Origin of the sequence: Thermostichus vulcanus str. 'Rupite', assembly GCF_022848905.1 — a bacterium.
Lineage (GTDB): Bacteria > Cyanobacteriota > Cyanobacteriia > Thermostichales > Thermostichaceae > Thermostichus > Thermostichus vulcanus_A.
On the sequence record NZ_JAFIRA010000028.1, the window covers coordinates 25,956 to 48,862 of the forward strand.

Sequence of the window (22,907 nt, forward strand, 5' to 3'; positions counted from 1 at the left end):
GCTTTGGTTCAATAGGAATTTCTTCAGGTTTAAGCAACAAAATATGACGAGGAAAGTACTGTTACAAATTTGTCTTAACAAGAACAACTCAACACCAGGGTATATCTTGGCTGACAGCTAAGAGTGATATTTCAACTGACCTCGTGAGAAATGACTAGAGATAAGGCCGATAAAATAGAACAAAAAATTATTGAAACGACTGGGTTAGAACTCCAAGATTAGGAGTTCTTCTACCCATCATGGTTTGATCTTTTAGGGGTTTGGTATCAATCGTAGTGAGCTAGGGATCCTCACCCCTAGTAACCTTAGTAAATGTAGACTCCTCCTTCTGGGTTAAAGTCGAGGGTGCGATCTCCTCCCCCTTCCTGCAGCAGATTCACCGCCACATTCACCGTGATCCGATTTTGGGCCACATCGTCTGAGACCACATACCGCAGGCTCATTTCAGAAAAAGGAGGGCGGCTAGGGGTATGAATAGACAGGTAGGCAGGCAACTCACGGATGGTTAGGGTAACTTGTTCGTCCGGCAGCAGCTCTTGATCAGGGCCCAGATCGGTGGTAATTCCATATTCCACAGTTGCGTCGGAACGGTTGATCAACACGACTTGCACCGGGCGGCTGGGATCAAAGCGAGCCACCGGCTGAAAAAAACCGGGCTGAAAAGTGTTGGCAGTTTGACCCCAGGCTACTGGAACGCCCAAGCTCAAGGACAAACCTGCCAGGATCAACACTGCTTTGCGGTAATCGGATCCCATAAAACAACCCATCCATCGGTGCAACAGCCACTCAAGATGCTACCCCAGTCTGGATAGGCTTGAACTAGGAAGCTTGCAGTCGCAGGTGCTGGATCAGGGCCTGTAACCCCAACAGGTAGCTTTGTGCCCCGAAGCCACTGATTTGCCCAATCGCTACGGCAGCAATGTAGGAATGCTGGCGGAACGCTTCGCGGCGATGAATGTTGCTCAGGTGGACTTCTACTGTTGGCAAACCTACCCCGGCAATAGCATCTCGCAGGGCAATGCTGGTATGGGTATAGGCGCCAGGGTTGATCAAAATGCCTTGGTGTTGCTGGCGGGCGCGGTGAATGGCATCAATCAACACCCCTTCATGGTTGGATTGCAGAATCTCCAGCTTGGCTTTGAGAGAGTGAGCCTGCTGGTGCAGGGCCTGATCAATCTGCTCCAAGGACAGGGATCCGTAAATACCGACCTCCCGTACCCCCAATAAGTTCAGGTTGGGGCCGTGTAACACTAGCAGACTGAGGATATCCAGACCCGGTGTAATGGCGGTCGGATCAGCGACGACGAGGGGATCCATCTTCCACCGGAATAGGAATGGGTTGGGGCTGCGGCTGGGGATCCCCTAGCAGGGTGTCGATTACACGTTCCACCCATTCCCGGATCTTTTCCAGAACTTTTTCCACCCAATCCATTCCGATCTACCTCTTAGAGTTTACAGAGCTACCAAGGGGGGTTATTCGGTAGACCTCTATAATAACGTTTCTTTTCGATTGGTGTAGAGTTGACCCGTGAGCACCGCCGTGTGCCCGGCAGGGATCCCCCATCCTTTCTGCCTTTGCTGAGAATCTGAAAAAAATCCAAACTCTCCCACTCATTCCAAATCACATCAAGCTGGGAGCAGTTGGCTCACGGCACGCAACAGGATCCCCTGCAACGGTTCTGCCCCGCTCAAATCAAACCGTTCCACCTGGCCTGCCACTGTCAGAGTTACGGTGGATCCCTGTTGCAGGATCAAGGTGCCATCGGGGTTGAGATCCCGCTTGAGCACCTGCTGCTCTTTTTCAGAGGGATCCCGCAACACCACCAGATCACTGCCCTCATAGGCCAAGCCCTCGTACTCTAGGGTATCTTCGTCAACTTCCACTAATAGGAGATCTAAGTGAGGATGGCGCAACAGGGTTTTTACCTGCCGGAAATGGCTACCTTGTCTGGGTCTCACCGTCCGGTTGAGCAGAACCCCTTCACGACAGAGGGATCCCACACACCACTGGGGGTGCGCAGCCAAAATGTGCTCCACCAAGGTCTGCACCTCTCTTAGAGACAAGCGATTGAAGGTCAAAATCGGGATACGACCGGTTCCCTTGGCTGGAAAGAGATAGTTGAGGATCGCCCCCGGCACATCGACCCCATCACCAATAGCGGGTTTCTGGTGCATCAGTACCCCCGGTGCTGCGTTGATCTCGATAATGCCCAGGGATCCCTCCTTCCAGGAGCATTCCAGGCTGGTGGCAATCACATCGATGCCCAAACACACCAGCGAAAACTGTTGGGCAATGGTTTGGGCCAAAACAATATTGTCGGGATGCACACTGGCGGTGACATCTCGACTCACCCCCCCCGCCGAAAGATTCGATACCTTGCGCAGGTACACGGTTCGTCCTGGCTCAAGCACACTTTCCACCGTCAGGCCCTGCTCCGCCAAAAAACGCTCCATGGCGTCATCCCACTGGATTGGTCCCAAAGGGGAAGTGGGGGTATCCCAACGGGCGGGATCCTGATTGGCTTGGTGGATGAGCTGACCAATAGTGCTCTGGCCATCTCCTGTCACCGAGGCCGGGCGTCGCTCTGTCGCTGCGACAAAGCGCCCGCCCACGCACAACAGACGAAAATCGGTGCCCTGCAAATGCTTCTCCAAAATCAGCTGGATCGGCTGTTCATAGGGAATGGCATCCACAGCTTCGTCATAGGCAAACTCTAATTCTTCTGGGGTTTGAATATTGGCGGTAACACCAATGCCCTTATGACCGGCCACCGGCTTGAGTACGACAGGGTAGCCGATCGCCTCGGCCTGTTCTAGGGCTTCTGCCAAGGATGTGACCACTTCCCCTGGCGGCACCGGAAACCCTTGAGCCGACAAAAAGGCTTTGCAATCGTCCTTGCGAGTGGTGAAGGCAGAGTCGAGGTGGCTGTCGCAGTGAAAGGTGGTGGCAACTCCACGCACTTGCTTACGTCCATAGCCGTACTGCATCACCCCCTCATCCCACAGGTAATAGGTGGGGATCCCGCGTTCGTGAGCAGCTCGCAACAGAGCATACACTGTCGGCCCCCCATAGACCGAATCCCGAAACAATTGCTGCAGACGGCGCAGCTCACCTTCAAAATCAAACTCTTGATCCTGTGTGATGGCCTCTAACCAATCCCAGGCCAGATACACCGCCGCACGGGTAGTGCGGCCATGCAAGGTTTGCACAGCAATGCGCACATACTCTGGAAAGAGGCGAAAGCTCCACCGGTAGAGGTGTAAACCCATTTGCAATCGGTTCACCTCCGCCACAAGGTGGGCGAACAAGTGGGCATAGGACAGATAGGTTTCTCCCTGCAGTTGCGGCAGATGCTGACCCACCTGGACTAGATAGCTCTCGATAGGTAACGGCTTGAGAGAGTAGGTAAGGGTGAAGTCGAAGGTGAGCGCAGCGGTATTCAGGTAGGGGTTGGGGCCGAGGTAGTGCTTAAGGTTGAAAATATCAAAGGCATCGAACTCACGCGCATTAATCCGGGGCGTATCAGCCGCCTTGTGCAAAACCATAATCGACCTCAAGCGATGGAATGAAACAGCCCAAGCCCAGGATCCCAAAGATCCGCTTGTGCCGCTTCTATTATTTGATCTTCCCCTATCGACAGAAAAGCCACTGCTGTGGATAGGGGATCCCTTGGGGAATGGTTCGGCCTAATCTACACCGAATTAGGAAAGTTAGGAAAGAGCGCTCAAAAGCACAATATCCATGATCAGCAACGCCCCGGAAAAGGCCAGCAGACTCCGCACGATCATGCGCTCCCGTTTAGAGCGATAGGATCCGCCTAGACGAAGCCACTTGAGAGACTGAGGGAGAGGGTACAGCATGACGGAAGCAGGTGAGTGAGGATATCGAGCTTGGAGGGTGAGAGGGTAGCAACGCTGTCTAAGGCAATCATGCCCTATTCTCTAAGATTCAGATCCGGCTGCATTTCCCCACGCTTGGGGGGACTGAAAAGAAGCAAGGGGATGGCTAGCTGTGGGGGGCAATTCCCACTAGAGTGAGGGTTAGCTGTTGCGGGTGTCTATGATCACTCCCTTAGCCGAAGCAGAAACTGTTTTGAACCGTTGCTGGGATCATTGGCAAGTGGTCGCCAACCGTGCCGACCTGAAGCCGGAGCTACGGGCTTTGGCGGGGTTACGCAAGCGGCTTGGATCGCGGCTGTTTTCCATTGCTGTGTTTGGGTTGGTGAATCGCGGCAAGTCAGCCGTCTTGAATGCTTTGACCGGAGAAGCTCGGCTGGAAGTGGGGCCGTTAAATGGGGTGACCCAACAACCGCAATCGGTGCTATGGCAACCTGGGCCAGGGATCCCGTGGCGGGTGAGGTTAATCGATACCCCTGGTTTGAACGAAGTGGAAGGGGAAGCGCGTGAGCAGTTGGCCTGGGATGTGGCCCGCTCAGCCGATTTGATTCTCTTTGTGCTTGCCGCCGATCTGACCCAGTTGGAGTATCAGGCTCTGCTAGAATTGCGCACCCTGCACAAACCGATCCTGCTGGTCTTGAACAAGAGCGATCTGTATTCTGAAGCTGATCTGCAAGCCATTCGCACCCAGATTAGCCGCCCACAGTTGGGCCTAGGGTTGGAGATTGTAACCGTAGCGGCTTGCCCCAAACCGGTTAAGGTGCGCACCCACTGGCCAGATGGCCGCATCACCATTGAATGGGAACGTCCTGCGCCCCAAATGGAGGCGCTACGGGGGCGAATTGTGCAGATTTTGCAAACAGAGGCGGGATCCCTGCTGGCTTTGAATGTGTTGAAGCGGCTGGATCGCATTCAGGCTCAAATCCTGCAAAAACAATGGCAGCACCATGCCGGTTTCCTGGATCGCTGGAGCAAAGTCTGTAGCCTCGCCAAAGGACTTGGGATCGGGCTGGTTCCCCTGGGATTGGATCTGCTACTGGCCCCGCTGCTGGATGGTCTTTGGCTGCTGGGTCTCTGTCTGCGGCTGCGACTGCCCTGGGGAGTATTACGTGGGGCGCTGGGATCCCGTCAGGAGGGCTTGTGGCGACCGCTGCTGGTGAATAGTGCCCTGCTGCTGTTGGCGGAAGGGTTGGGATCTTGGCTGTGGGGAGGCTGGGGCAGTGGCCTCTTCCCAGGGCTGGTGGCAGGAGCCAGTTTGTATCGCCTTGGATCCCTGACACCGCCGGTATTAACCCAATTCACAACCCGAGGGTTTGGGTTGGAAGAAAGCCTCAAGGCTCTGCTCGGAGAAGAAAAGCTAGCAACAAAGCGAGCTGCAACCGCCTTGCCGAGCAATTCTCCTTAGGCCCCGAATCAATACCGCACACAATAGGCCCCTTGACGATAGTAGCCATCCAAGCAACCGCTGCTGTCGCGGCCATAGTTGTCTCGCGGGGGCGGCACATACGGCAAAGAGGGGGGGTAGACAACCGAAGGCGGCGGAAGAAGGGTTCCCCCCGATCCGCCGGAGCCATCGGCTGAAACCAAGCGGACGGAGCTGATGGTGTCATTGTTAATGCCCACCAACCGAACATCTGGATAGCGTCCTGGCCCCAGTCGCCGACAGTACCCCTGGAAGTTGACATCCTCACAGAGATCCCAAACACCACTGTTGATTTGCAGGCTGGTGGTGAGATCATTGAAGCCTTGATTGTTGAGGTTGCGCAGGCTGTCGGATACCCCCAAAGACCGACCCTGGTAATTGGCATTTTCGTAGAGGATCAGGGATCCGATTGGTTGCGGGAGAGGTTGAATACTGCTGCTGGGGGGCAAAACGGAGCCACCACTACCCCCACTGACCCAACGCACCGAACTGAGGGTATTGTTGGGGATCCCGAGGCTGGCGATATTTGGATATACCCCTGGCCCCACCTGCCGACATAGCCCTCCGTAATGGGCATCGGGACAAAGTTGCCATTCGCCGGAATGAACTTGCAGACTGGAAGCACGATCATTAAAGTTTTGATGGCCGAGAAAGTCGCTATCTCGCACTAAGGTCAGGGAGCGGCCCAAAAGATTGACATCTTCGTAAAGGGTGATCGCCCCTTCCCCGGCTGGAACAGTAACCGTGATGCCCCGTTGCAACACCTCTAGGGCCACGGCGGGTTCGTGGGAGCGGGTTGCCGTTAGAAGGCTGCTCAGCAACAGGATAGAGGAGAGGCCAAAAGGGTTGTGCCACTTGAGCATGGTTGGAAAAGGTGAGGGTGCCTCAACTATCCCCCATTCCGTTGCTGTTGTGGGGATCCGCCTCAATTTCCTTCATCCACTTTCACCTTTTGGGTCAGTGGAGTCGCCGCATCCCCTGCGCTACGGGATCAAAGTCGGCATCAAATTGGGTCAAGCTGTCGAAATAGGCACCGGCAAAGGCTGCTCCTGTCAGTTGTGCCCCCCGTAGATCGGCCCCCCGCAAATTGGCTCCGATCAGCACCGCCTGGCTCAAATTGACCCCTTGCAGGTTAGCCGCCTGACCATTGGCTAGGCGGAGGAGAGCCCCGCACAAATTCGCCCCCTGTAGGTGAGTCTGCCAGAGGGTACAGGCGCTCAGATCCGCTTGTTCGAGGCTGGCTTCGTTCAAGTTGGCCTGAAACAAGTTGGCCCCGCGCAAATTCGCCAGATTTAGGTCGGCCTCTACCAGTTGAGCTCTCTGGAGATGGGCCTGTTGCAGGTTGGCCCGCCGCAAGAGGGTGATACGCAAATCTGCTCCCTCCAGATAGGATCCCTGCAAATTAGCCCCGTACAGGTTGGAACCGCGCAAGTTGGCCTCCCTCAGATCGGCCTCTTCCAGGTGGCTACCCTGGAGGCTACATCCCTCCAAATTGGCTTGGCTGAGGTTGGCCCCTTGCAGATGAACCCCCTCCAGATGGGATCCACACAGCATTGCCCCTCGCAGATCAATTCCCGGCAGATGGGATCCCTTCAGGTTAATCTCCCGCAAGTAGGCCGCTGGCAAACTGGCACCCTGCAGGCAAATGCCGATAAAATCTCGCTCCCAGGCGGCATAGTGCTCCAGCAGTTCAGCAGCAGTGCGAACGGTGATCATAACGGCTCACAAGCGACAGACTCCGGTGAACCTCAACAGCATACCAGAGGGCTTTAATCCTCCGGTTGCTCCAATTTCGGATCCAAGCTCTTGGCGGTAAGGCGCAGGGCTTCCGCCTGATCCATAACCCGCGGGGCTTCTGCGGCGGCCTCAACACCCTGGCCATAGCTCTCCCATAGAGGCATTTCCGGGTAGGTGGTTTGCAGTTGCTGAATCTGATCCAGAAGCGCCTCCAACCAACCGGCACTGCTCCAGGTGAGCAAAAACTGAAAGGGGTTCCAAAGGTTCAGTTGCCGCCCCAACTCGTTCAAGCCTTCGTTGCGAATCGGTGGATCGAAGGTATCGGCCACCGCCATCAACTGCCGCGCCAAGAGGGGCTTGAGGGTTTTCTCGGCAGCTTCGGTGACGGCGGGAATAGCGGACTGGATCCGCTCTGGGGTCGGGATGTTCCGCGCCTGGGGCAGTGCCTGCAATACCAACTCCAACCGGCGCCCTGCTTCGGCAGATTCTAAGGCAGACTCGAGGGTGGTGCCCACACTGAGAAACACTTCCCCGGTCAGCAACCGCATCGCGTCGATCACCAGGTGATACAGCGGGGGGATAAGAAGCTTGATCCATTCGCTCTGGAAAAATTCCCGCAGCCGCCGCGCCACATAATCGCCCACTTGGGTGGTTTGGATCCCCACTTGGGTGAGGCTGAGATACCAATCCTCGCCGGGAGGGGATCCCTTGGGATCCAACCAACGGCGCAGGGTTTGCCATTCCTCTTCGGATAAAGCAGTGCGCCCCTGTTTCAGGCCCGTTTGCCGCAATTTGCCATCGGCACTCAACAGTTTGCGCAACTCAGGGGTGCCCAGCAAGGACAAGGCTCCCGCCGAGCCGACACTGCCGATTTCGATGGCGATCAGGGTGGTCAGGAGCGCTGCAGAGGCTTTCACCTGGATTTGGCCCGACTTGTCCATCACCAGGGGCATACGGCTGTTGCCATAGGCCCGCGCACTCATGGCTTCCAAAGCTGAAAGTTGGGCAGGAGCTGGAGAAGGGATCCCGTCGGTTATGGTCTCTGGATGGGGTTGCTGTTGTCCCCAGTGGAAGAGCAGGCTGGCCACCAGCGCCCGGTCGGAAGCTCGCGCCAAGGAGGCGATTACCACTTCCCATTGGCTGGGGTTGAGTAGCGGCAGCAAAGCCCGGATCTCCTCCTGAATCGGCTGCAGGGATGTATCGTCTCTGGCAGTTTCCAAGGCTTGTTGCAAACGATCCCGTGCTTCTCGACATAACCCGCCCCACTCCAGTTGCAACCGGGCTAGGGTTTGCTGCACCGTTTCTTCGGAGCGTTTGGGGAGTTCCTGCCAGCCCGCCTCCAGTTGCCGCAGCAATTCCTCCCAGTTCAAGCCAGCAGCAGGGGGTGGGGCTGAACCCTTGGCGGATGCCGATGCCGCCGGGTCGGCAGTGGTTGCGGTGGAGGAAGACTCGGAGGGGGGATCCAGGGGCTCAGGCATGGGCAAAGTTGGCCTCAGAGGGGCTATCGGCATTATAGCTAGGGGTAAAAAGCCAGCCGGGGCAGCCCGAGGGTTTCCGGCCAACCCATCATTATGTTCAGGCACTGTACCGCTTGTCCCGCTTGCCCTTTCATCAAGTTGTCGATCACCGAGAGGACAATAACACGGTTGGTGCGGCTATCCACCTCCACCCCAATCATGCAGTTGTTGGTCCCTGAGACCCACTTGGTTTGTGGGTAAATACCTCGGGGTAACACCCTCACCCAAGCCGATTGGCGATAGAAGGCGTTGTAGATGGTGAGCAGGTCTTCCCCCACCAGACCGGGATCCCGCAGGGTGGCATACAGCGTGACATGAATGCCCCGCACCATCGGCACCAAATGGGGGGTAAATTGCACCGTGATTGGGGTATGGGCTAACTCAGAACAGGCTTGCTCGATCTCAGGAGTATGTCGGTGTTGGGCCACACCATAGGCGGCAAACGAGCCATCCACCTCCGCAAACAGGGATCCCACTTTGGCCGCTCGTCCTGCCCCAGAAACACCGGATTTGGCATCGAAAATAAGGCTGTCTAGCTCCACCAATCCCTGCCGCAACAGCGGCGCAACCGCCAACAGCGAGGCTGTCGGATAGCAGCCGGGGCATCCCACCAATTGCGCTTGCGCAATCGCCTCCCGATACAGTTCCGGCAACCCGTAGACGGATCCCTCATTCGCTTGACGATAGTCGGGGCTGGGCCAGTGGGGATCGGTTTTGCCCATGCGATACCAAGACTGATAGGTGGCCAGGTTGCGGAAGCGATAGTCCGCCGAGAGGTCCAAAACTTTGCAGCCTTTGGCCAAGAGGGGAGGGGCTAGATCCGCAGCCAATCCATTGGGTAAGGACAAAAACACCACCTCGCTGCTAGCGGCGATCTGATCCACATCCACCGGCTGAATCACCAGATCCACCGCATGAGCCAATTGGGGATAGAGATCCCCATACCGCTTACCGGCGCTGTCTTGCCCAGCTAGGTAGGTCATCTGGACACCGGGATGTTCACTCAGCAAGCGCACCAGTTGTACCCCCCCATAGCCGGAGGCACCGACAATCCCGACACGAACGGCTTCTTTAGGGTGAGAAGGACGAGGCGCTGCGGCGCTGTTGGACATGATAGGGTGCCTGCGCAAAAGAGGTTGCCTTACTTTTATCGCATTTGCCCGGATCCCGTCTTGCTCAAAAGTGGGGTTTGTTATGCTGAATCCACTTGGAGTAGCTCTGATTTTGACAGGCTATGCAGTATGAGCGACTAATCAATATCGTTTTGCGCGCCTACGGCCAAACCAGTCGTCACGGTCTGGATCAGGAGACCCTCACCCTTTACGCCGAAGGCCCCTACACCCTCTACAAGCTCACCTCCCACTTCGACCGCCGCTCCATTTTTGTCTTGGCGCAAAATCAGCGGGATGTGTTCGTTTCTGGCGATGCCTTTCATAACAAGATCATTCCCGGTGACTGGCAGGTGTGGCTACAACAGAAGGCTTTGAGCATTGCTCCCGATCAGGCAAAAGCAGGTTAGCTAGTCGGCGGGAAGCCCCGCGCTGTACCGGAACGGTCAGCGTGAGAGCCGCGCGGAGCACCCTAGCCCTTTTGAATCGGTTATAGACACAACCGCTGTTGCCGCAAACCCGCGCTCACTTTTGGGGTGGCGCAGCCTGCCGTAGGCATTGTTGCTACGCAATGCTAATGCTACGCGACACGCGACTGCGGAGCATGAAAGGGCTGTACTTTGCTTTGCTGCTGGTGGAAGATGCCATAGAGAAGCCTGAATCCTCCAGTGAGGGCAAAGCAATTGGGATCGATTTGGGGTTGACTGACTTGGCTGTCACATCGGATGGTTCAAAGTATGCCAATTCTCGTCACCTCAAGAAGTATGAACGCAACTTGAAACGAAAACAGCGCAAACTGTCCAGAAAAAAGAAGGGTAGTTAGAACCGGAACAAGGCCCGCATCAGAGTTGCTAAGGTTCACGGCAAGACTGCCAGGGTGAGAGAAGACTTTTGCTCAAACCCCTGCTACCGCTAGAGAAGATGGAGCTTTCGGTTGGCTCATTTGTATGTCCCCACTGCTCAGAACGGCATGATAGGGACATCAATGCAGCGATCAACATCAGAAATATCAGATATGAAGGTATCAGATATGAAGGCTTGCGGATTCTGATCTCAGGAAGTGGGGTTTCTGCTCTAGGAGGCGATGTAAGACCAAAGGAAGGAAGGCCGCAAGTCTACTCTCTCCGAGGCTGTCGTGGTTGATTAGAGAAACCCGCGCTGTATGCAGAGCCTCAGCGTCAGGCACTTGACACTTTCCTCAGCATAATTGCGTGGGAACCTAGCTTGATCCACACCCGTCCATAAGAATCAACGGCCAGAAATTCCCTTCTGTCCAGCACTGGGCAAGCCCTTCTCTAAGCCAGAAGAACTCCTACCCTTAGCTTGCATGGCCAATCCTTCAATGCCATACCCGACAAGGCGCTGAGCCGAAGATTCTGTTGTTCACCTTCTGCCAACTGTGAAGAAAGTTACGACTGGGGATCAGCGGGGATCCCATAATGAATAAAAGTTTTGAATCGGGGTAAATTTTGGTGTCTGTCCTGGGAAGAGTGTTGAATACTACACTCCGTTGAGATAGGCTTTGCCTATTATGTGAGCCTAATCACTTTCTTGAGTGTTTGTCGGTCACTATGCTAGATATGGTTCTGGTGCTTAAGCATAAATTACTAATTGCAGCTCTTTCGTGGATTTTCTACAACAATGCTTGTACTCTTGTCGGGCCATAGGGATGCTCTCTTGACAGACCTGCGAAGGGGCCAGCGAAAGGGTTGTAGCTCGTTTGCAGCTGGATTAGGCCCCTACTGGGCGATTTCTTAGGAGGAGTGTGATGTTCACACGGTTGGCGGAACAGTACCGCAGCTATGTTCAAGACTTGGTGATGAGTTTGCAGGCGCTGGCCATTGTTTTAGAGAAGCGGGGCTACCCGGCTTCCTGCTATACCTGTGGCACTTCATTCGAGAGTGCCTCGTTCATGGTCAGTTTGCGAGAAGGACACCTGATCCGCTTCTTGGTTTCCGAGTGCTCGATTAGCTGGACGGAAATGCGGGATGACCGAGAGCTGATGAAATTGGAAGGTGCCGAAGCAATCCGCCAACTCCAGGAACTGGCGGAGCTGATCAAAGAGGAGCTTGTGGTTGCTGCTACAGCTCCAGAGGCCCTAGTGGCCGGTGTTTAGGCCCAATCTGAGTAGATTTCATCAGATCTCACTGAACCTGTTTTGGCAGAGGCAGGGATCCAAGGGATTTACTTGAATGGGAATGGGTGGGACGGGAATCTGGCCTCCGCTTCAGACTATCCAGGGCTCCCGGCAGGCGGTGTGGATGTACTTGCCAAGGTACACCTGATTACCTGTCTCATTCCACTGTACAAAGTCAAAAATTTGGGTGAGCAGAAAGGTGCCTCGCCCCGCTTCTTCCGTTTCCGGGATACCGCACTGGCAGCGATGGAGCTCGTGTTGGGGACGAAACCCAGACCCTTGATCTCGCACCAACCATTGGTAGAACGGCTCCGAGCTAGCGTACTCGATGATGACGTGCTTACTGGGATCAAGACCATTTCCGTGCTGAACGGCATTGATAATCGCCTCCTGTAGGCCCAGGCGCACCTCAGCTCTCCAGGCAGGTGGCACTTTTGAGAGCAGCAGGTCAAGCACAGGCTGCGTGTAGAGGGTGGAGGGGAAGCTGATGACGCTCCAGGAGCAGTTGACAGGTCTGAGGGAGAGGGCAATCACAGAGGCGGTCTTCCCGGGGGCACAACGCTCTCTTCTATTCTAGCGAAATCCCAGGTTGCGTCAGCCTAGATGGGTTGACCAGGACAACGCCGCGACCGGGGCGCGGTGGCATCCTTTTGCCGTACCATCTTGAGTGGTGAAGTTCTTCGCGGCTATGTTGATCAAAATTGGGGATAAGGTTAGGGTTCGCTCGGTTCAGGATCGCGGGCAGGAAGACATGAAGGCGCTGGTGGGCAAAGAGGCTGTGGTGCTAGCGCGGCGGGTGGTGGATGGCAGCGGCGTCGGCTACATTTTGGAGTTTCCTGACCGATCTCGGCATTGGTTTTTTGAGAGTGAACTGGAAGGGATTTAAGCCCCTGCTTGTGTTGCCGTTGCCTGGATAGTCTTTGGATAATCTGTTGGCTACTCCTCCTCCCCATTTGAATCGCCGTTTGTTAGCCCGCCAGATGGCCGCACAGGTGGATGGCCTGACGGTAGAGATGGCGGCGGCGGCCCTAGAGGCGATGCTGGAAAGCATTAGCCGGTGTCTGGCTCAAGGGGGATCCGTGCGGCTGGCTCGCTTTGGCACGTTTTCTTTGCGACATCGCTCCGCTCGGCAAACCTATCACCCGCGCACCAAGGCCCCGATCCGGATCCCGGCTGCGGATGTGCCGCATTTTGTCCCCAGTCCGGAGTTGGGTCGTCCGGCTGTAGCTGCCGTTCTGGAATCCGAGCCGAACAAGCCCGTCTAAGATGGCCACATGATTGCCACGTTGCTTTGGTTCCGCACCGATTTGCGTCTGCTGGATCACGAGCCTTTGCGGCGGGCCTGTGGACAGGGATCCCCATTGATCCCGTTGTATTGCCTGGATCCGCGCCAATGGGGGCAGACCTCCTTTGGCTTTCCCAAAACCGGGCCATTTCGCAGCCAGTTTTTGCTCGAATGTTTGGCGGATCTGCGGCAGGCGCTGCAAAAGGAGGGATCCGACCTGGTGATCCGGCAGGGCTATCCAGAAGCGGTGATCCCAGCCCTGGTTAAGACATGGCAGGTCAAGGCGGTCTATGCCCATGAGGAGGTGGGTACGGAAGAAGCAGCGGTGACTCAAGCTGTGAGACAGGCTTTGCAACCGTTGGGTGTATCTCTACACACTGACTGGGGCCATACCCTCTATCACCCTGAGGATCTCCCCTTTCCCCTATCCCAATTGCCGGAGCTGTTCACCCGGTTTCGCAAACAGGTGGAAGAGACCCCTACCCTCATCCGGGATCCCTTACCCATCCCTAAGATACCCCCTTTGCCTAGGGGTTTGGATCCCGGTTTGCTGCCAACGCTGAAGGATTTGGGCTTGTCGTTGCCGCCCCCCGATCCACGGGCGCAATTCACCTATAGAGGGGGAAGTACAGCTGGTCAGGCCCGCCTTCACAGCTACTTCTGGGAACAGGATCGGCTGCGCTGCTACAAAGAGACTCGCAACGGCATGTTGGATCCCAACGCTGGGTCACGGCTTTCCGCTTGGTTGGCTTTAGGATGCCTCTCCCCCCGCACGGTGTACGCAGAGGTAAAGCGGTACGAACAGGAACGGGTGCGCAACGAATCCACCTACTGGCTGGTCTTCGAGCTGCTGTGGCGGGATTATTTTCGCTTTATCTTGGCCAAACACGGGCGCAAGCTGTTTCGTCCTTCCGGTTTGCAAGGGATCCCGATGCCTTGGCAACAGGATTGGCCCCGCTTTCAGCTGTGGTGTCGGGGAGAAACCGGCTACCCGCTGGTGGATGCCAACATGAGGGAGCTGGCGGCGACAGGGTTTATGTCCAATCGGGGACGGCAGAATGTGGCCAGCTTTCTCACCAAGAACCTGGGGATTGACTGGCGCATGGGGGCGGAATGGTTTGAGTCGCTGTTGATCGACTCCGACGTGGCCAGCAACTACGGCAATTGGAACTACAGCGCCGGCGTGGGCAACGATGCCCGGGGTTTTCGCTACTTCAACATTCCCAAGCAATCCCGTGATTATGACCCCAAGGGGGAGTACCTACGCCACTGGCTACCGGAACTGGCCGGGCTTCCGGGGGATAAAATCCATGAGCCCTATCGTCTTAATGCCTTTGAGCAGCGGCAGTTTGGGGTACACCTGGGAGTAACCTATCCGCGCCCTGTGGTGGATCTCCAGAAATCCCTACAGGTCAATCAGCGGGCCTACGAAGCTGCTTTGGAGCGCTGCCGCTCTCAGGTTTAATTTTGCTGAAGCTGCTGTATATGCTGTACCTGCTCCAGGGTTAGTCCTATTGCTGTGGCAATCCTCTACTGTTCATTCTTCATTTGTTCATTCTTCATTCACCGCAAAAAGCGGGCCAACAGCAGCATACCGATGCCTCCAAACAGAATATTAAAGCTCCAGGCCGCCGCCCAAGGAGGCAATGCCCCGGCTTCCCCCAAACTGCGGGACACACTCAAAATCACGTAGTAGCCAAACACCAACAAAATGCCAAAAACTACGCCACCATAGCGGCCTACCCGGCGGGCTGTACTGGATCCCAGGGGCAGAGAAATCAACACCGCAAAAAAGCTGGCCAAGGGCAAGGAAAAGCGCAGATGAAACTCCGTGCGCAGAGCCTGGGTATTCAGATTAGAGCGGGCTAGGCGAGCAATCCGTTCTGCCAATTCCGGTAAGCGCAACTCGCTCGGGGGAACCGGTGGTTGCATGAGGGTGGCCAAATCCTCCGACACTTGCAATGGCTTGCGATCGAAGGGTTGCTCCGCAATGCTGGTGCCAGCAGGGCCATAAATGTGGTGAACTCCTTCAATCAAGCTCCACTCCAGCCCATTCCACACTGCTTGGGCCGCCAGCGTCACTTCCACCAACTGGTATTTTCCCCCCGGCAATGGATTCACTCGCAACACGCTCACATCCTGCATCGTATTCAGCCGCGGATCCACTTGGCGGATGAAAAACCACAGGTTGTCTTCTGTTTTAAAAAAAACATCGTATTGAACAGGTGTAGTGGCCTGGGTGAGCAAAGCCTGCTGATCAATCTCGCGGATCTGTTGTTTGCTGGCCGGAAGTAACACGTTACTGATACCAAAGGCGCTCAGGCTCATGGTCAAGCCCACCAATAACAGGGGCCTGAAAATCCGCGTAAACGGGATCCCGGCTGCCCGCAAAGCGGTGATCTCGCTATTGCCGCTCAGTTTGCCCAACGTGAGCATGGTGGCAAAAAAAGCGGCGATTGGCATGCCCAGCACCACCATCTCCGGCATATCCAGAACCAGAAGGCGCAACACCATCAACGGCGGGACGGATCCCTCTACCAATCGTTCGGCCAAGGTAAACAGTCGGCCCACCAGCAGCAGCAGGGTGCCCCCCGCCACACCAGCCAGCACTGGGGTGAGCATCTGCCCAAACAGATAGCGCTCCAACAGCCAGAACTTGGTTAGCAAAGGGGCAATCCTCCAACTGCACCGGCCACCCACTCTAGCCTATGGGGCCTGGCGGTTCTGAGGCACTGGGGTTAGGATCCGGATTCTTGTGCAGCACCTGCAGAGGCAGTTCTGGACTAAGTTGGGCTCCCCAAGTGGCTAGGTAGGCCCGTTGTTCTGGGGAAAGACGACGCACCTGACGAAAATCGGCCCCTGCCACGACCGCTCCGGCATAGGCTCCGCTTTTGAAGTCTGGCTTTTGTCCCGGTTGAGCAGGAGAAGCGGTTTCCAAAGATCCGACAAACAACAAAGCCCGATACAAATCCGCTCCCCGCAAATCCGCATGGCGTAGGTTAGCCCCACACAAGTTGGCATGGCTGAGGTCACAGTCCCGCAGGTCGGCCCCCTCTAGGCTGGCTTCACTCAGGTCAATGGCCCGCAGTTGGGTTCCGTGCAAATCGGCCCCCTCCAACATCGTTTCCAGATTCACGACGCGGATCCCGTGCAGGCGATCCCGTTGGTAGCCCCCCTTGCCATCCAAAATCGGGCGACCCAAGTGATCATCGCGCCGTAGGGGGCTGAGCAAATTGGCTGTAGACAGAAAGCGCAGGATCTTGGCTTTGCCAAAGCGATCCACCCCATTCAACAGCGCGGCGGTGCGTCCAGCGGCAATGGCGCGTTCTAAGGGCCAATCGTCCAGTTGTCCATCCGGGGCCAAGACCAAACCGGAGATCCCCTCAAAGTAAGCATCGATGGTTTGCTGTTGGGTGATCACATTCTGCTGAATCGTCAGATCCCGCGAGATGATGTACTGCCTCCAGGCAATGTAGGCGGCCAAAATGGCGATCAAGATTTGCCCTGCCGCCCCAAACACCTCCCCCAACGCTCCAATCGCCTCCCAACTCAGGGATCCCACTCCGGAGAAGACTCCACTCAGGCTCATCCCCCCGATCAAGGCTAAGCTCAGGGCCAAAACCATCCACAGAGAACCCGGCCAGGTACGCACCTGATGCCAAAGGCCGCGCCCAACCCTGATCCAAAACGGTCGTCCCCACCACCCGGCCAGACCCAGTAGCAGCAGCACCGCGACCCAACCCATTCCCTGCTGATCCCACAGCAAGGCCAGCACCAATAGCCCAGTCGGGATCCCCAACAACAATAGGTTCAAGAGCGTCCCCAACCCAGAACCGGCCACTGGAGAGACAGAGTCGAAAGCAAGAAACTCGGGGGCAAAGGGTTTGGCGGTCATGGGATCTTTACTGTTGTTTGGATTGGCGGCAGGAAACTCTAGGGCTAGTGTTGAGGTTGGGGAAAAAGCCTGCGTTTCTCCGTATCTGGGGCTGAGTGCCAGGGCAGGATCCCGTCCCCCAGGTTTGTTAGGATAACTTCGACCTTCCTTCTCTAGCCCAACCCGGTGTGAGGGTGACAACTATGATGATCTCTTTATTGTCTGTCCGGTTGATGGCTGGCAAGTCCAGCTTACGTGTTCAGCGTCTCACCTCTTCATTGCTCCTCAGCACCACCTTACTGCTGGCAGCAGGCTTTGATCCTGGCTGGGCACAAACCTCTTTGGATACAGGCATTTCTGGCGATCAAACCCTACCCAGTGCTCCGCCGTTACCCGACAACCGCCCCGCCATTTTTGTGGACGCGGCCAATGGCAGCGATACCCGTGGTGATGGATCCCGTAACAACCCCTTCCAAACCATTACCCATGCGACTCAGCGAGCCCCTGCCGGTAGTGTCATTCAGCTTTTCCCAGGGATTTATAGCGAGCAGAGCGGTGAGATTTTCCCGATTCGTCTCAAGGCTGGCCTCACCCTGCGGGGCGACGAATCCACCTTGGGGGAAGGCTACCTGATCACGGGAGGCGGCACCTACATCAGCCCGACCGTGGCCCGACAAAACGTCACCATGCTGGCGGAAACGGGGGCAGAAGTACGGGGCGTCACGATGCGCAATGAAGGGCGGCGGGGCTATGCCCTTTGGATTGAATCGGCTTCGCCGCGTGTGCTCAACAACAGCTTTGTCGGCAGCATCCACGATGGTATTTTCATCACCGGCGCTTCCAATCCTTGGGTGGAAGGGAATCGCTTCTACCAAAATGGGGCCAATGGCATTTCCGTCTTGGGTACCTCTCAGCCCACCATCGTCAATAACCTATTTCAAGAAACCGGCTTCGGCCTTACCCTCGATCAGCGCTCTACCCCGATTGTGCGCAACAACCGCATTCTGCAAAATCGCACCGGTGTGATCGTCGGGGGCAGCGCCCGGCCCATTCTGCGCAACAACTTGATCGCCCAGAACCTGGAAACCGGCCTCACCGCCATCACCACAGCTCTACCGGATTTGGGTACGGCTGTGGATCCCGGCAACAACATCTTTGAAGGCAACGGCCAATACGACATCAACAACTCCACTCGCGGCCTGCGCATCAATGCCAACGGCAACCAGTTGCGAGGCCAAACCAAAGGGGATCTGGATCTGGCGGGCCAAACCACCGTTGCGGCTGCCCCCACCGCCGCTCCCAACCCGATTTCCCCTGGCGCGCTTTCCTTGCCCAGCACCCCCACTTTACCGGCGGCGTCTGCGCCTGCGGCGACTACCCCTACGGAAGCAACGCCCACCTTGCCGACCCTGACCGTGCCAGAGACCACCTCCCCCACTGCTATTCCCCCCACGGATGGAGCGCAAGGTACCCTAGCCCAGGGATCCGGAGGGCGCATTTTACCCCCTGCCGGTGAGGCAGAAGCCGCAACCGCAGCCCCCGTAACGGCCAGTGAAACTGCTCCACAGCCCCAAGCCCAAGAGTTTACGGCTGTTCCCTTTACTCCGGATGGATCCACCACCCCTGCTCTACCGGTAGCCCAGTCTCCTGCGGCCAGCAGTAATCCTAGCTCGCCCCCTCTGACAGATATCACCACCCTGTTGCCTCCTCCCGCACAGCGCCAATCTCAAGCTGCTCCAGTAGCTCCAGCACCTGCAGCTCCTCCAGCACCTGCGGTGGCTGCTGCCGATTCCGCCACTCGGTTCCGCGTCCTGGTCACCCCCAGAAGCAGCGAGGATCTGAGCCGCTTGCAGCAACTTATCCCTGGGGCTGTGGAAACGGTTTTTAACGGCAGAAATGTGCTCCAGGCTGGTCTTTATGACAGCCGCAGCCAAGCCCAGTCGGTGTTGGATCAGCTGTTGGATGCGGGCTTTGAGGCCGTTGCCGAGATGATCTTCCGCTAATCTCCGCTCATCTTTTCCTGCACTGCGACCCAAACGGGATCCAAGCCAAAATAGGGGTAATTCGCCACGGAAGGGATCCCTTTGGAACCTCATTGCCGTTTGATACCCACCACTCACCAGCTTGTCTTGTTCAGTGGCAAGGGAGGGGTGGGTAAAACGACCCTCACCTGTGCCTTGGCCCGCCAACTGGCCCAAGCGGATCCCCAGCGTCGCTTGCTTTTGATTTCTACCGATCCGGCCCACTCACTGGGGGATGTGTTGGATCTGCCGGTTACGGATCGGGCTCAGCCTTTGCCCGACTGCCCCAATTTGCAGGTGCGCGCTCTACAGGCTGAGGTGTTGCTGGCGGCCTTTAAGCAAACCTACGGGGCAGCGCTGGAACTAATTGCCGAGCGCGGCAGTTGGTTTGGTCGGGAGGATCTGCTGCCAGTTTGGGATTTGGCCTGGCCGGGGGTGGATGAATTGATGGCAATTTTGGAGGTAAATCGGTTGCTGGCGGGCGGAGCCATCGATACGGTTATTCTGGATACTGCTCCCACCGGGCATACCTTGCGCCTGCTGGAGTTACCGGACTTTTTGGATAATGTGCTGGCGGTTTTTGCTACCTTTCAGGCCAAGCATCGAGAGCTCTCCCAAGCTCTGACGGGCACCTACCGAGCGGATGAAGCGGATGCCTTTTTGGCCCAACTGCAAGGGGAACTGCAAGCGGGAAAAGCGCGACTGACGGATCCCGACAGTTCTTCGGTCTGGTTGGTGATGCTACCGGAGCATTTAAGTCTGGAGGAAACCCGGCGTTTTTGTCAGCAATTGCAGCATCGCCGCTTGCCCATCGGCGGCATCCTTGTCAATCAGGTTTTACTGGGATCCCTGCAGCCCTCCCCCCTTTACTTGGCTCGCCAGCAGGAACAATATCGTCTGCTCAAGGCCCTAACAGAAGGCTTGCCTGGCTATCGGATTTGGATTGCGCCTTATCAACTGCAGGAGCCGATTGGAGCAACTGCCCTGGATCGTTTGGTCACCCAGTTATTGCCCCTGCAGGATTTGCCTGAAGTCAACTTAGTTCCAGCTGGTTCTCCAGGGATCCCTGTCGAACTAGGCACCGAGGTGCGCATCCCGGATCTCCTCAACCATGGGATCCGACTGGCCCTCACAGGGGGTAAGGGGGGGGTGGGCAAAACAACGGTGGCTGGGGCATTGGCCTGGAACCTAGCGAAGCGACATCCGGATAAGCAGCTGTTGCTGGTGTCCATTGATCCGGCCCATTCGCTGGGAGATTTGTTCGAGGTGAAGTTGGGGCAGGATCCTGTCCCTCTGCTGCCAAACCTGATGGGGCAGGAGATCGATGCCGCAGTGGTGCTGGAGCAATTCCGGCAGGACTATTTGGAGGACATTGTCGCCATTTTGGCCGGAGAATCCACCCCCGGCGTGGAGGTGCAATACGACCCCCAAGCCTGGCGGCAACTGCTGCAAATGCCTCCACCCGGCTTGGATGAGGTGATGGCCCTGTTGACGGTCTTGAAACAAGGCTCAGCCGGTCAATTTGATTTGGTGGTGCTGGATACGGCCCCTACCGGTCATCTGCTGCGGTTTCTGCAGATGCCCCAAGCTTTGGAAGGATGGGTGAGCCTAGCCCTGAAACTGTGGTTGAAGTATCGGGATGTGGTGGGCAGAGCGGAATTGGCTCAGCGCTTGCGGGGGTTACTGGCTCAGGTGCGGCAACTGCGGCAACAACTTCAGGATCCCCAATTTGTTACTTTTATTCCGGTTTTTAACCCAGAACAGGCGGTACTGGCGGAAACGCAGCGATTGCTCACCGAACTGGATGGACTGGGGATCCCACATCCCTATGCCGTGTTAAACCGGATTTGGGTGGATCGTTCCGATGCCTTCGGACAAGCCGTGGCCGAAAGGCACCAAGCGCTTTTGGCCCAGCTCCCTGAACACCTAGCTCAGCAACTGCTGGTACGGATCCCGTTTCTGCATCCCCCCAGCCTGGAATCGATAGGCGCCTATCTTCTAGAGGCAGCAGGGACAAACACCCCTTACCCCTGCGGTAAGGATCTCGGATGAGCGTTCCGTAGCCCTTCTCCCACAAGGCGTGAGTCCAACCCCATCCGCGTTGTCAACCCCTTTCTGCTGTTTCCCACATCCCTTTTGCCCATGGCCCTACTCACCCTCAATTCCGTTCGCAAAGATTTTGGCGTCAAGGAGATCCTCAAGAGCGCCAGTTCCAGAACCCAATGTTCCCCATTTTGAATGTGTACGGAGATCCCCAGCAACGGGGTTACCAATACGGAGCCCAGGCGGCCCTGCAAATCCGCCACAGCATCGCCAGTTATGCCCGCCAGTTCGCTTACCGTTGTGGACTCACCTGGCACCAGTCCCAAACTTTAGCCGAGGGATCCCTGCCTTGGCTAGAACGCCACACTCCCCAGCTGCTGGAGGAGATCCAAGGCATTGCCACTGGCAGTGGTTTCACCTTCTCCGAGATTCTGGCCCTTAACCTACGTACTGAGATCTTAGCCCGAGCCGTATCTGGGGGATCCCATCCCCATTACGCTGCTGCAGTGGAACACAATCGTCAGGCCGGAGTGCCTCAGCACCCCCCGGATCCCGTCCCGGAATTCAAGGAGATCGATGAGATTGATGAGAGCAATTCCTCTCAAGCCCACCCAGATTGGGGAGAATGTACCACCCTGGCCGCCCTGCCCCAGGTCACCGCTACCCAGCACACCTACCTGGCCCAAACCTGGGATTGGGTCGGGGCTCAACGGTCAGCTTGCTTGGTTTTGCGGATTCATGCCCCAGATCATCCACCCTGTTTGACCTTGACCGAAGCCGGGATCCTCGCCAAAATCGGCCTCAACCAAGCGGGGCTGGCGGTAACCCTCAACCTGTTGCGCTCCCAGCAGGATGGCCAAACCCAGTCTGGGGGAATGCCCGTCCACTTGTTGTTGCGGCTGCTGTTACAGTGTGAGACTTGGCAGCAGGCACTGGAAAGGGTGAAATCCTACCCCTATACCGCTTCTTCTTGTGTCAGTTTGGCCAGTGCCAGCGGACAGTTGATCAGCTTTGAACTCAGCCCCCAGGGAATCGGTTTGCATCACCCTCAAAGGGGCCTCCTGGTGCATACCAACCACTTTCTCGATCCCACCCTGCAAGTGCATGAGCTACCCCCCTACGTGGGATCCTCCACAAGACAACGGCTGGAACGGGCCAGTTATCTCCTGCATCAGAGCGCCCAAAGGGGATCCCTCAACGCAGTTGCCTTACAAGAGATTTTGCGGGATCGGACGAATGCTCCCCGCTGCATTTGTCGCCATCCGGATCCCCATCTACCTGCTGTAGATCGCACCGAAACTGTGGCGGCTGTGGTGATGGATCTGAATCAGCAGATTTTGCACCTAGCTCCCGGCCTTCCCGATCAAGTGGAGTTTGTGCCAATCCCCATCCAACCCTGAAGTTGCAAGCTACATGGCTAAAGACAAGACAATACACAGATATATACACTTATATTATATATACTACACATATATGCACTTGAATATATGATGCACTTGAATATATGCACTTAAGCGTTAACTCTTTCGCGAGTCTTGCAGCGGCTCAAAACCATGAATCTAACTCAGCTAGCGGGAGATCTCATATCACAGGGCTACGCGATCTTGATGTGACTACAATACTCATGGCTGTCACCTCACCACACTTAGTCAAAGCAGGTTTGCTGCTTTCTCGAACATTTTTATCAAAGATCCAGAATTGGCTTTATATGAGTAACTTGTATAACTTATATGAATATTGACACTCCCCCGGTTAGAAACCGGGGGATTCTCCCTTCTAGCTCCCCACAGCTTGAAGCTGTGAGGGATTCATGGAGTTCAGGGGATTGCCAAATACCCCATCCCCTGAGCCGACCCTACCTATT

The 22,907-nt window shown here is 56.3% G+C and carries 23 protein-coding genes; 11 read left to right on the plus strand and 12 right to left on the minus strand.

Annotation, left to right across the window (positions count from 1 at the left end; all coding sequences use genetic code 11):
* Positions 1–305: 305 nt before the first annotated feature.
* From JX360_RS11045 to JX360_RS11065, 5 genes are all read right to left on the minus strand, one after another.
* On the minus strand, positions 306–755 hold the full coding sequence (locus JX360_RS11045) for a hypothetical protein (RefSeq protein ID WP_244350799.1): 450 nt from the start codon (positions 753–755) through the stop codon (positions 306–308).
* A 64-nt stretch (positions 756–819) separates the two neighbouring features.
* Positions 820–1,317 (minus strand): type II 3-dehydroquinate dehydratase, encoded by a 498-nt coding sequence (gene aroQ / locus JX360_RS11050; protein WP_244350801.1) that lies wholly within the window; start codon positions 1,315–1,317, stop codon positions 820–822.
* Positions 1,295–1,432, minus strand: coding sequence for a hypothetical protein (locus tag JX360_RS11055; protein ID WP_244350803.1), 138 nt, complete (start codon positions 1,430–1,432; stop codon positions 1,295–1,297). The genes aroQ and JX360_RS11055 overlap by 23 nt, the downstream gene beginning before the upstream one ends.
* A gap of 194 nt (positions 1,433–1,626) precedes the next feature.
* Positions 1,627–3,546: an acetate--CoA ligase family protein gene (locus JX360_RS11060; protein ID WP_244350805.1), complete on the minus strand. Its 1,920-nt coding sequence runs from the start codon at positions 3,544–3,546 to the stop codon at positions 1,627–1,629.
* A gap of 165 nt (positions 3,547–3,711) precedes the next feature.
* Positions 3,712–3,861: a hypothetical protein gene (locus JX360_RS11065; RefSeq protein WP_244350807.1), complete on the minus strand. Its 150-nt coding sequence runs from the start codon at positions 3,859–3,861 to the stop codon at positions 3,712–3,714.
* Positions 3,862–4,060: 199 nt separating this feature from the next.
* Here JX360_RS11065 and JX360_RS11070 point away from each other — a divergent pair, with 199 nt between their 5' ends.
* Positions 4,061–5,302 carry an Era-like GTP-binding protein gene (locus JX360_RS11070; protein WP_244350808.1) on the plus strand — a complete coding sequence of 414 codons (1,242 nt, stop codon included), beginning with the start codon at positions 4,061–4,063 and terminating at the stop codon, positions 5,300–5,302.
* A gap of 8 nt (positions 5,303–5,310) precedes the next feature.
* On the opposite strand, the gene JX360_RS11075 is transcribed toward JX360_RS11070, so the two are convergent.
* The 4 genes from JX360_RS11075 to argC form a co-directional block, all read right to left on the minus strand.
* Positions 5,311–6,183, minus strand: coding sequence for a beta/gamma crystallin-related protein (locus tag JX360_RS11075; protein WP_244350811.1), 873 nt, complete (start codon positions 6,181–6,183; stop codon positions 5,311–5,313).
* Between the two features lie 94 nt (positions 6,184–6,277).
* A complete protein-coding gene (locus JX360_RS11080; RefSeq protein ID WP_244350813.1) occupies positions 6,278–7,036 on the minus strand; it encodes a pentapeptide repeat-containing protein in 759 nt (252 codons plus the stop codon).
* A gap of 53 nt (positions 7,037–7,089) precedes the next feature.
* Positions 7,090–8,535, minus strand: a complete 1,446-nt coding sequence (locus JX360_RS11085; RefSeq protein ID WP_244350815.1) for a hypothetical protein — start codon at positions 8,533–8,535, stop codon at positions 7,090–7,092.
* 38 nt (positions 8,536–8,573) lie between these two features.
* On the minus strand, positions 8,574–9,686 hold the full coding sequence (gene argC, locus JX360_RS11090) for an N-acetyl-gamma-glutamyl-phosphate reductase (protein ID WP_244350817.1): 1,113 nt from the start codon (positions 9,684–9,686) through the stop codon (positions 8,574–8,576).
* A gap of 122 nt (positions 9,687–9,808) precedes the next feature.
* On the opposite strand from argC, the gene JX360_RS11095 reads away from it, so the two are divergent.
* The 4 genes from JX360_RS11095 to JX360_RS11105 all read left to right on the plus strand — a co-directional run bounded on the left by JX360_RS11095 (position 9,809) and on the right by JX360_RS11105 (position 11,799).
* Entirely contained in the window at positions 9,809–10,093 is a 285-nt protein-coding gene (locus JX360_RS11095) for a hypothetical protein (protein ID WP_244350819.1), read from the plus strand.
* Positions 10,094–10,287: 194 nt separating this feature from the next.
* Entirely contained in the window at positions 10,288–10,506 is a 219-nt protein-coding gene (locus tag JX360_RS11100) for a transposase (RefSeq protein ID WP_244350821.1), read from the plus strand.
* Between the two features lie 98 nt (positions 10,507–10,604).
* The gene (locus JX360_RS17965) at positions 10,605–10,826 is read left to right on the plus strand and encodes a zinc ribbon domain-containing protein (RefSeq protein ID WP_425244392.1); all 222 of its coding nucleotides are present in this window, start codon (positions 10,605–10,607) and stop codon (positions 10,824–10,826) included.
* Between the two features lie 625 nt (positions 10,827–11,451).
* A complete protein-coding gene (locus JX360_RS11105; protein WP_244350822.1) occupies positions 11,452–11,799 on the plus strand; it encodes a DUF1815 family protein in 348 nt (115 codons plus the stop codon).
* A 111-nt stretch (positions 11,800–11,910) separates the two neighbouring features.
* On the opposite strand, the gene JX360_RS11110 is transcribed toward JX360_RS11105, so the two are convergent.
* On the minus strand, positions 11,911–12,354 hold the full coding sequence (locus tag JX360_RS11110; protein ID WP_244350823.1) for an ATP-binding protein: 444 nt from the start codon (positions 12,352–12,354) through the stop codon (positions 11,911–11,913).
* A 154-nt stretch (positions 12,355–12,508) separates the two neighbouring features.
* On the opposite strand from JX360_RS11110, the gene petP reads away from it, so the two are divergent.
* From petP to JX360_RS11125, 3 genes are read left to right on the plus strand one after another with little or no spacing between them, the layout of a single operon-like run.
* Positions 12,509–12,706, plus strand: coding sequence for a cytochrome b6f subunit PetP (gene petP / locus JX360_RS11115; protein WP_244350824.1), 198 nt, complete (start codon positions 12,509–12,511; stop codon positions 12,704–12,706).
* 34 nt (positions 12,707–12,740) lie between these two features.
* Complete coding sequence (locus JX360_RS11120) at positions 12,741–13,085, plus strand: HU family DNA-binding protein (protein ID WP_244350825.1); 345 nt, start codon at positions 12,741–12,743, stop codon at positions 13,083–13,085.
* A gap of 9 nt (positions 13,086–13,094) precedes the next feature.
* Positions 13,095–14,570, plus strand: a complete 1,476-nt coding sequence (locus JX360_RS11125; protein ID WP_244350826.1) for a DASH family cryptochrome — start codon at positions 13,095–13,097, stop codon at positions 14,568–14,570.
* A gap of 98 nt (positions 14,571–14,668) precedes the next feature.
* Here the strand turns inward: JX360_RS11125 and JX360_RS11130 are convergent, their stop codons facing one another.
* Together JX360_RS11130 and JX360_RS11135 are read right to left on the minus strand one after the other, a co-directional pair.
* Positions 14,669–15,772, minus strand: a complete 1,104-nt coding sequence (locus JX360_RS11130; protein WP_244350827.1) for an LptF/LptG family permease — start codon at positions 15,770–15,772, stop codon at positions 14,669–14,671.
* Positions 15,773–15,806: 34 nt separating this feature from the next.
* The gene (locus JX360_RS11135) at positions 15,807–17,000 is read right to left on the minus strand and encodes a pentapeptide repeat-containing protein (RefSeq protein WP_244350828.1); all 1,194 of its coding nucleotides are present in this window, start codon (positions 16,998–17,000) and stop codon (positions 15,807–15,809) included.
* Between the two features lie 182 nt (positions 17,001–17,182).
* On the opposite strand from JX360_RS11135, the gene JX360_RS11140 reads away from it, so the two are divergent.
* From JX360_RS11140 to JX360_RS11150, 3 genes are all read left to right on the plus strand, one after another.
* Positions 17,183–18,982, plus strand: a complete 1,800-nt coding sequence (locus JX360_RS11140; protein ID WP_244350829.1) for a DUF1565 domain-containing protein — start codon at positions 17,183–17,185, stop codon at positions 18,980–18,982.
* Between the two features lie 99 nt (positions 18,983–19,081).
* Complete coding sequence (locus JX360_RS11145) at positions 19,082–21,052, plus strand: ArsA family ATPase (protein WP_425244391.1); 1,971 nt, start codon at positions 19,082–19,084, stop codon at positions 21,050–21,052.
* A 188-nt stretch (positions 21,053–21,240) separates the two neighbouring features.
* On the plus strand, positions 21,241–22,443 hold the full coding sequence (locus JX360_RS11150) for a C45 family autoproteolytic acyltransferase/hydrolase (RefSeq protein ID WP_244350832.1): 1,203 nt from the start codon (positions 21,241–21,243) through the stop codon (positions 22,441–22,443).
* Positions 22,444–22,907 lie beyond the last annotated feature (464 nt).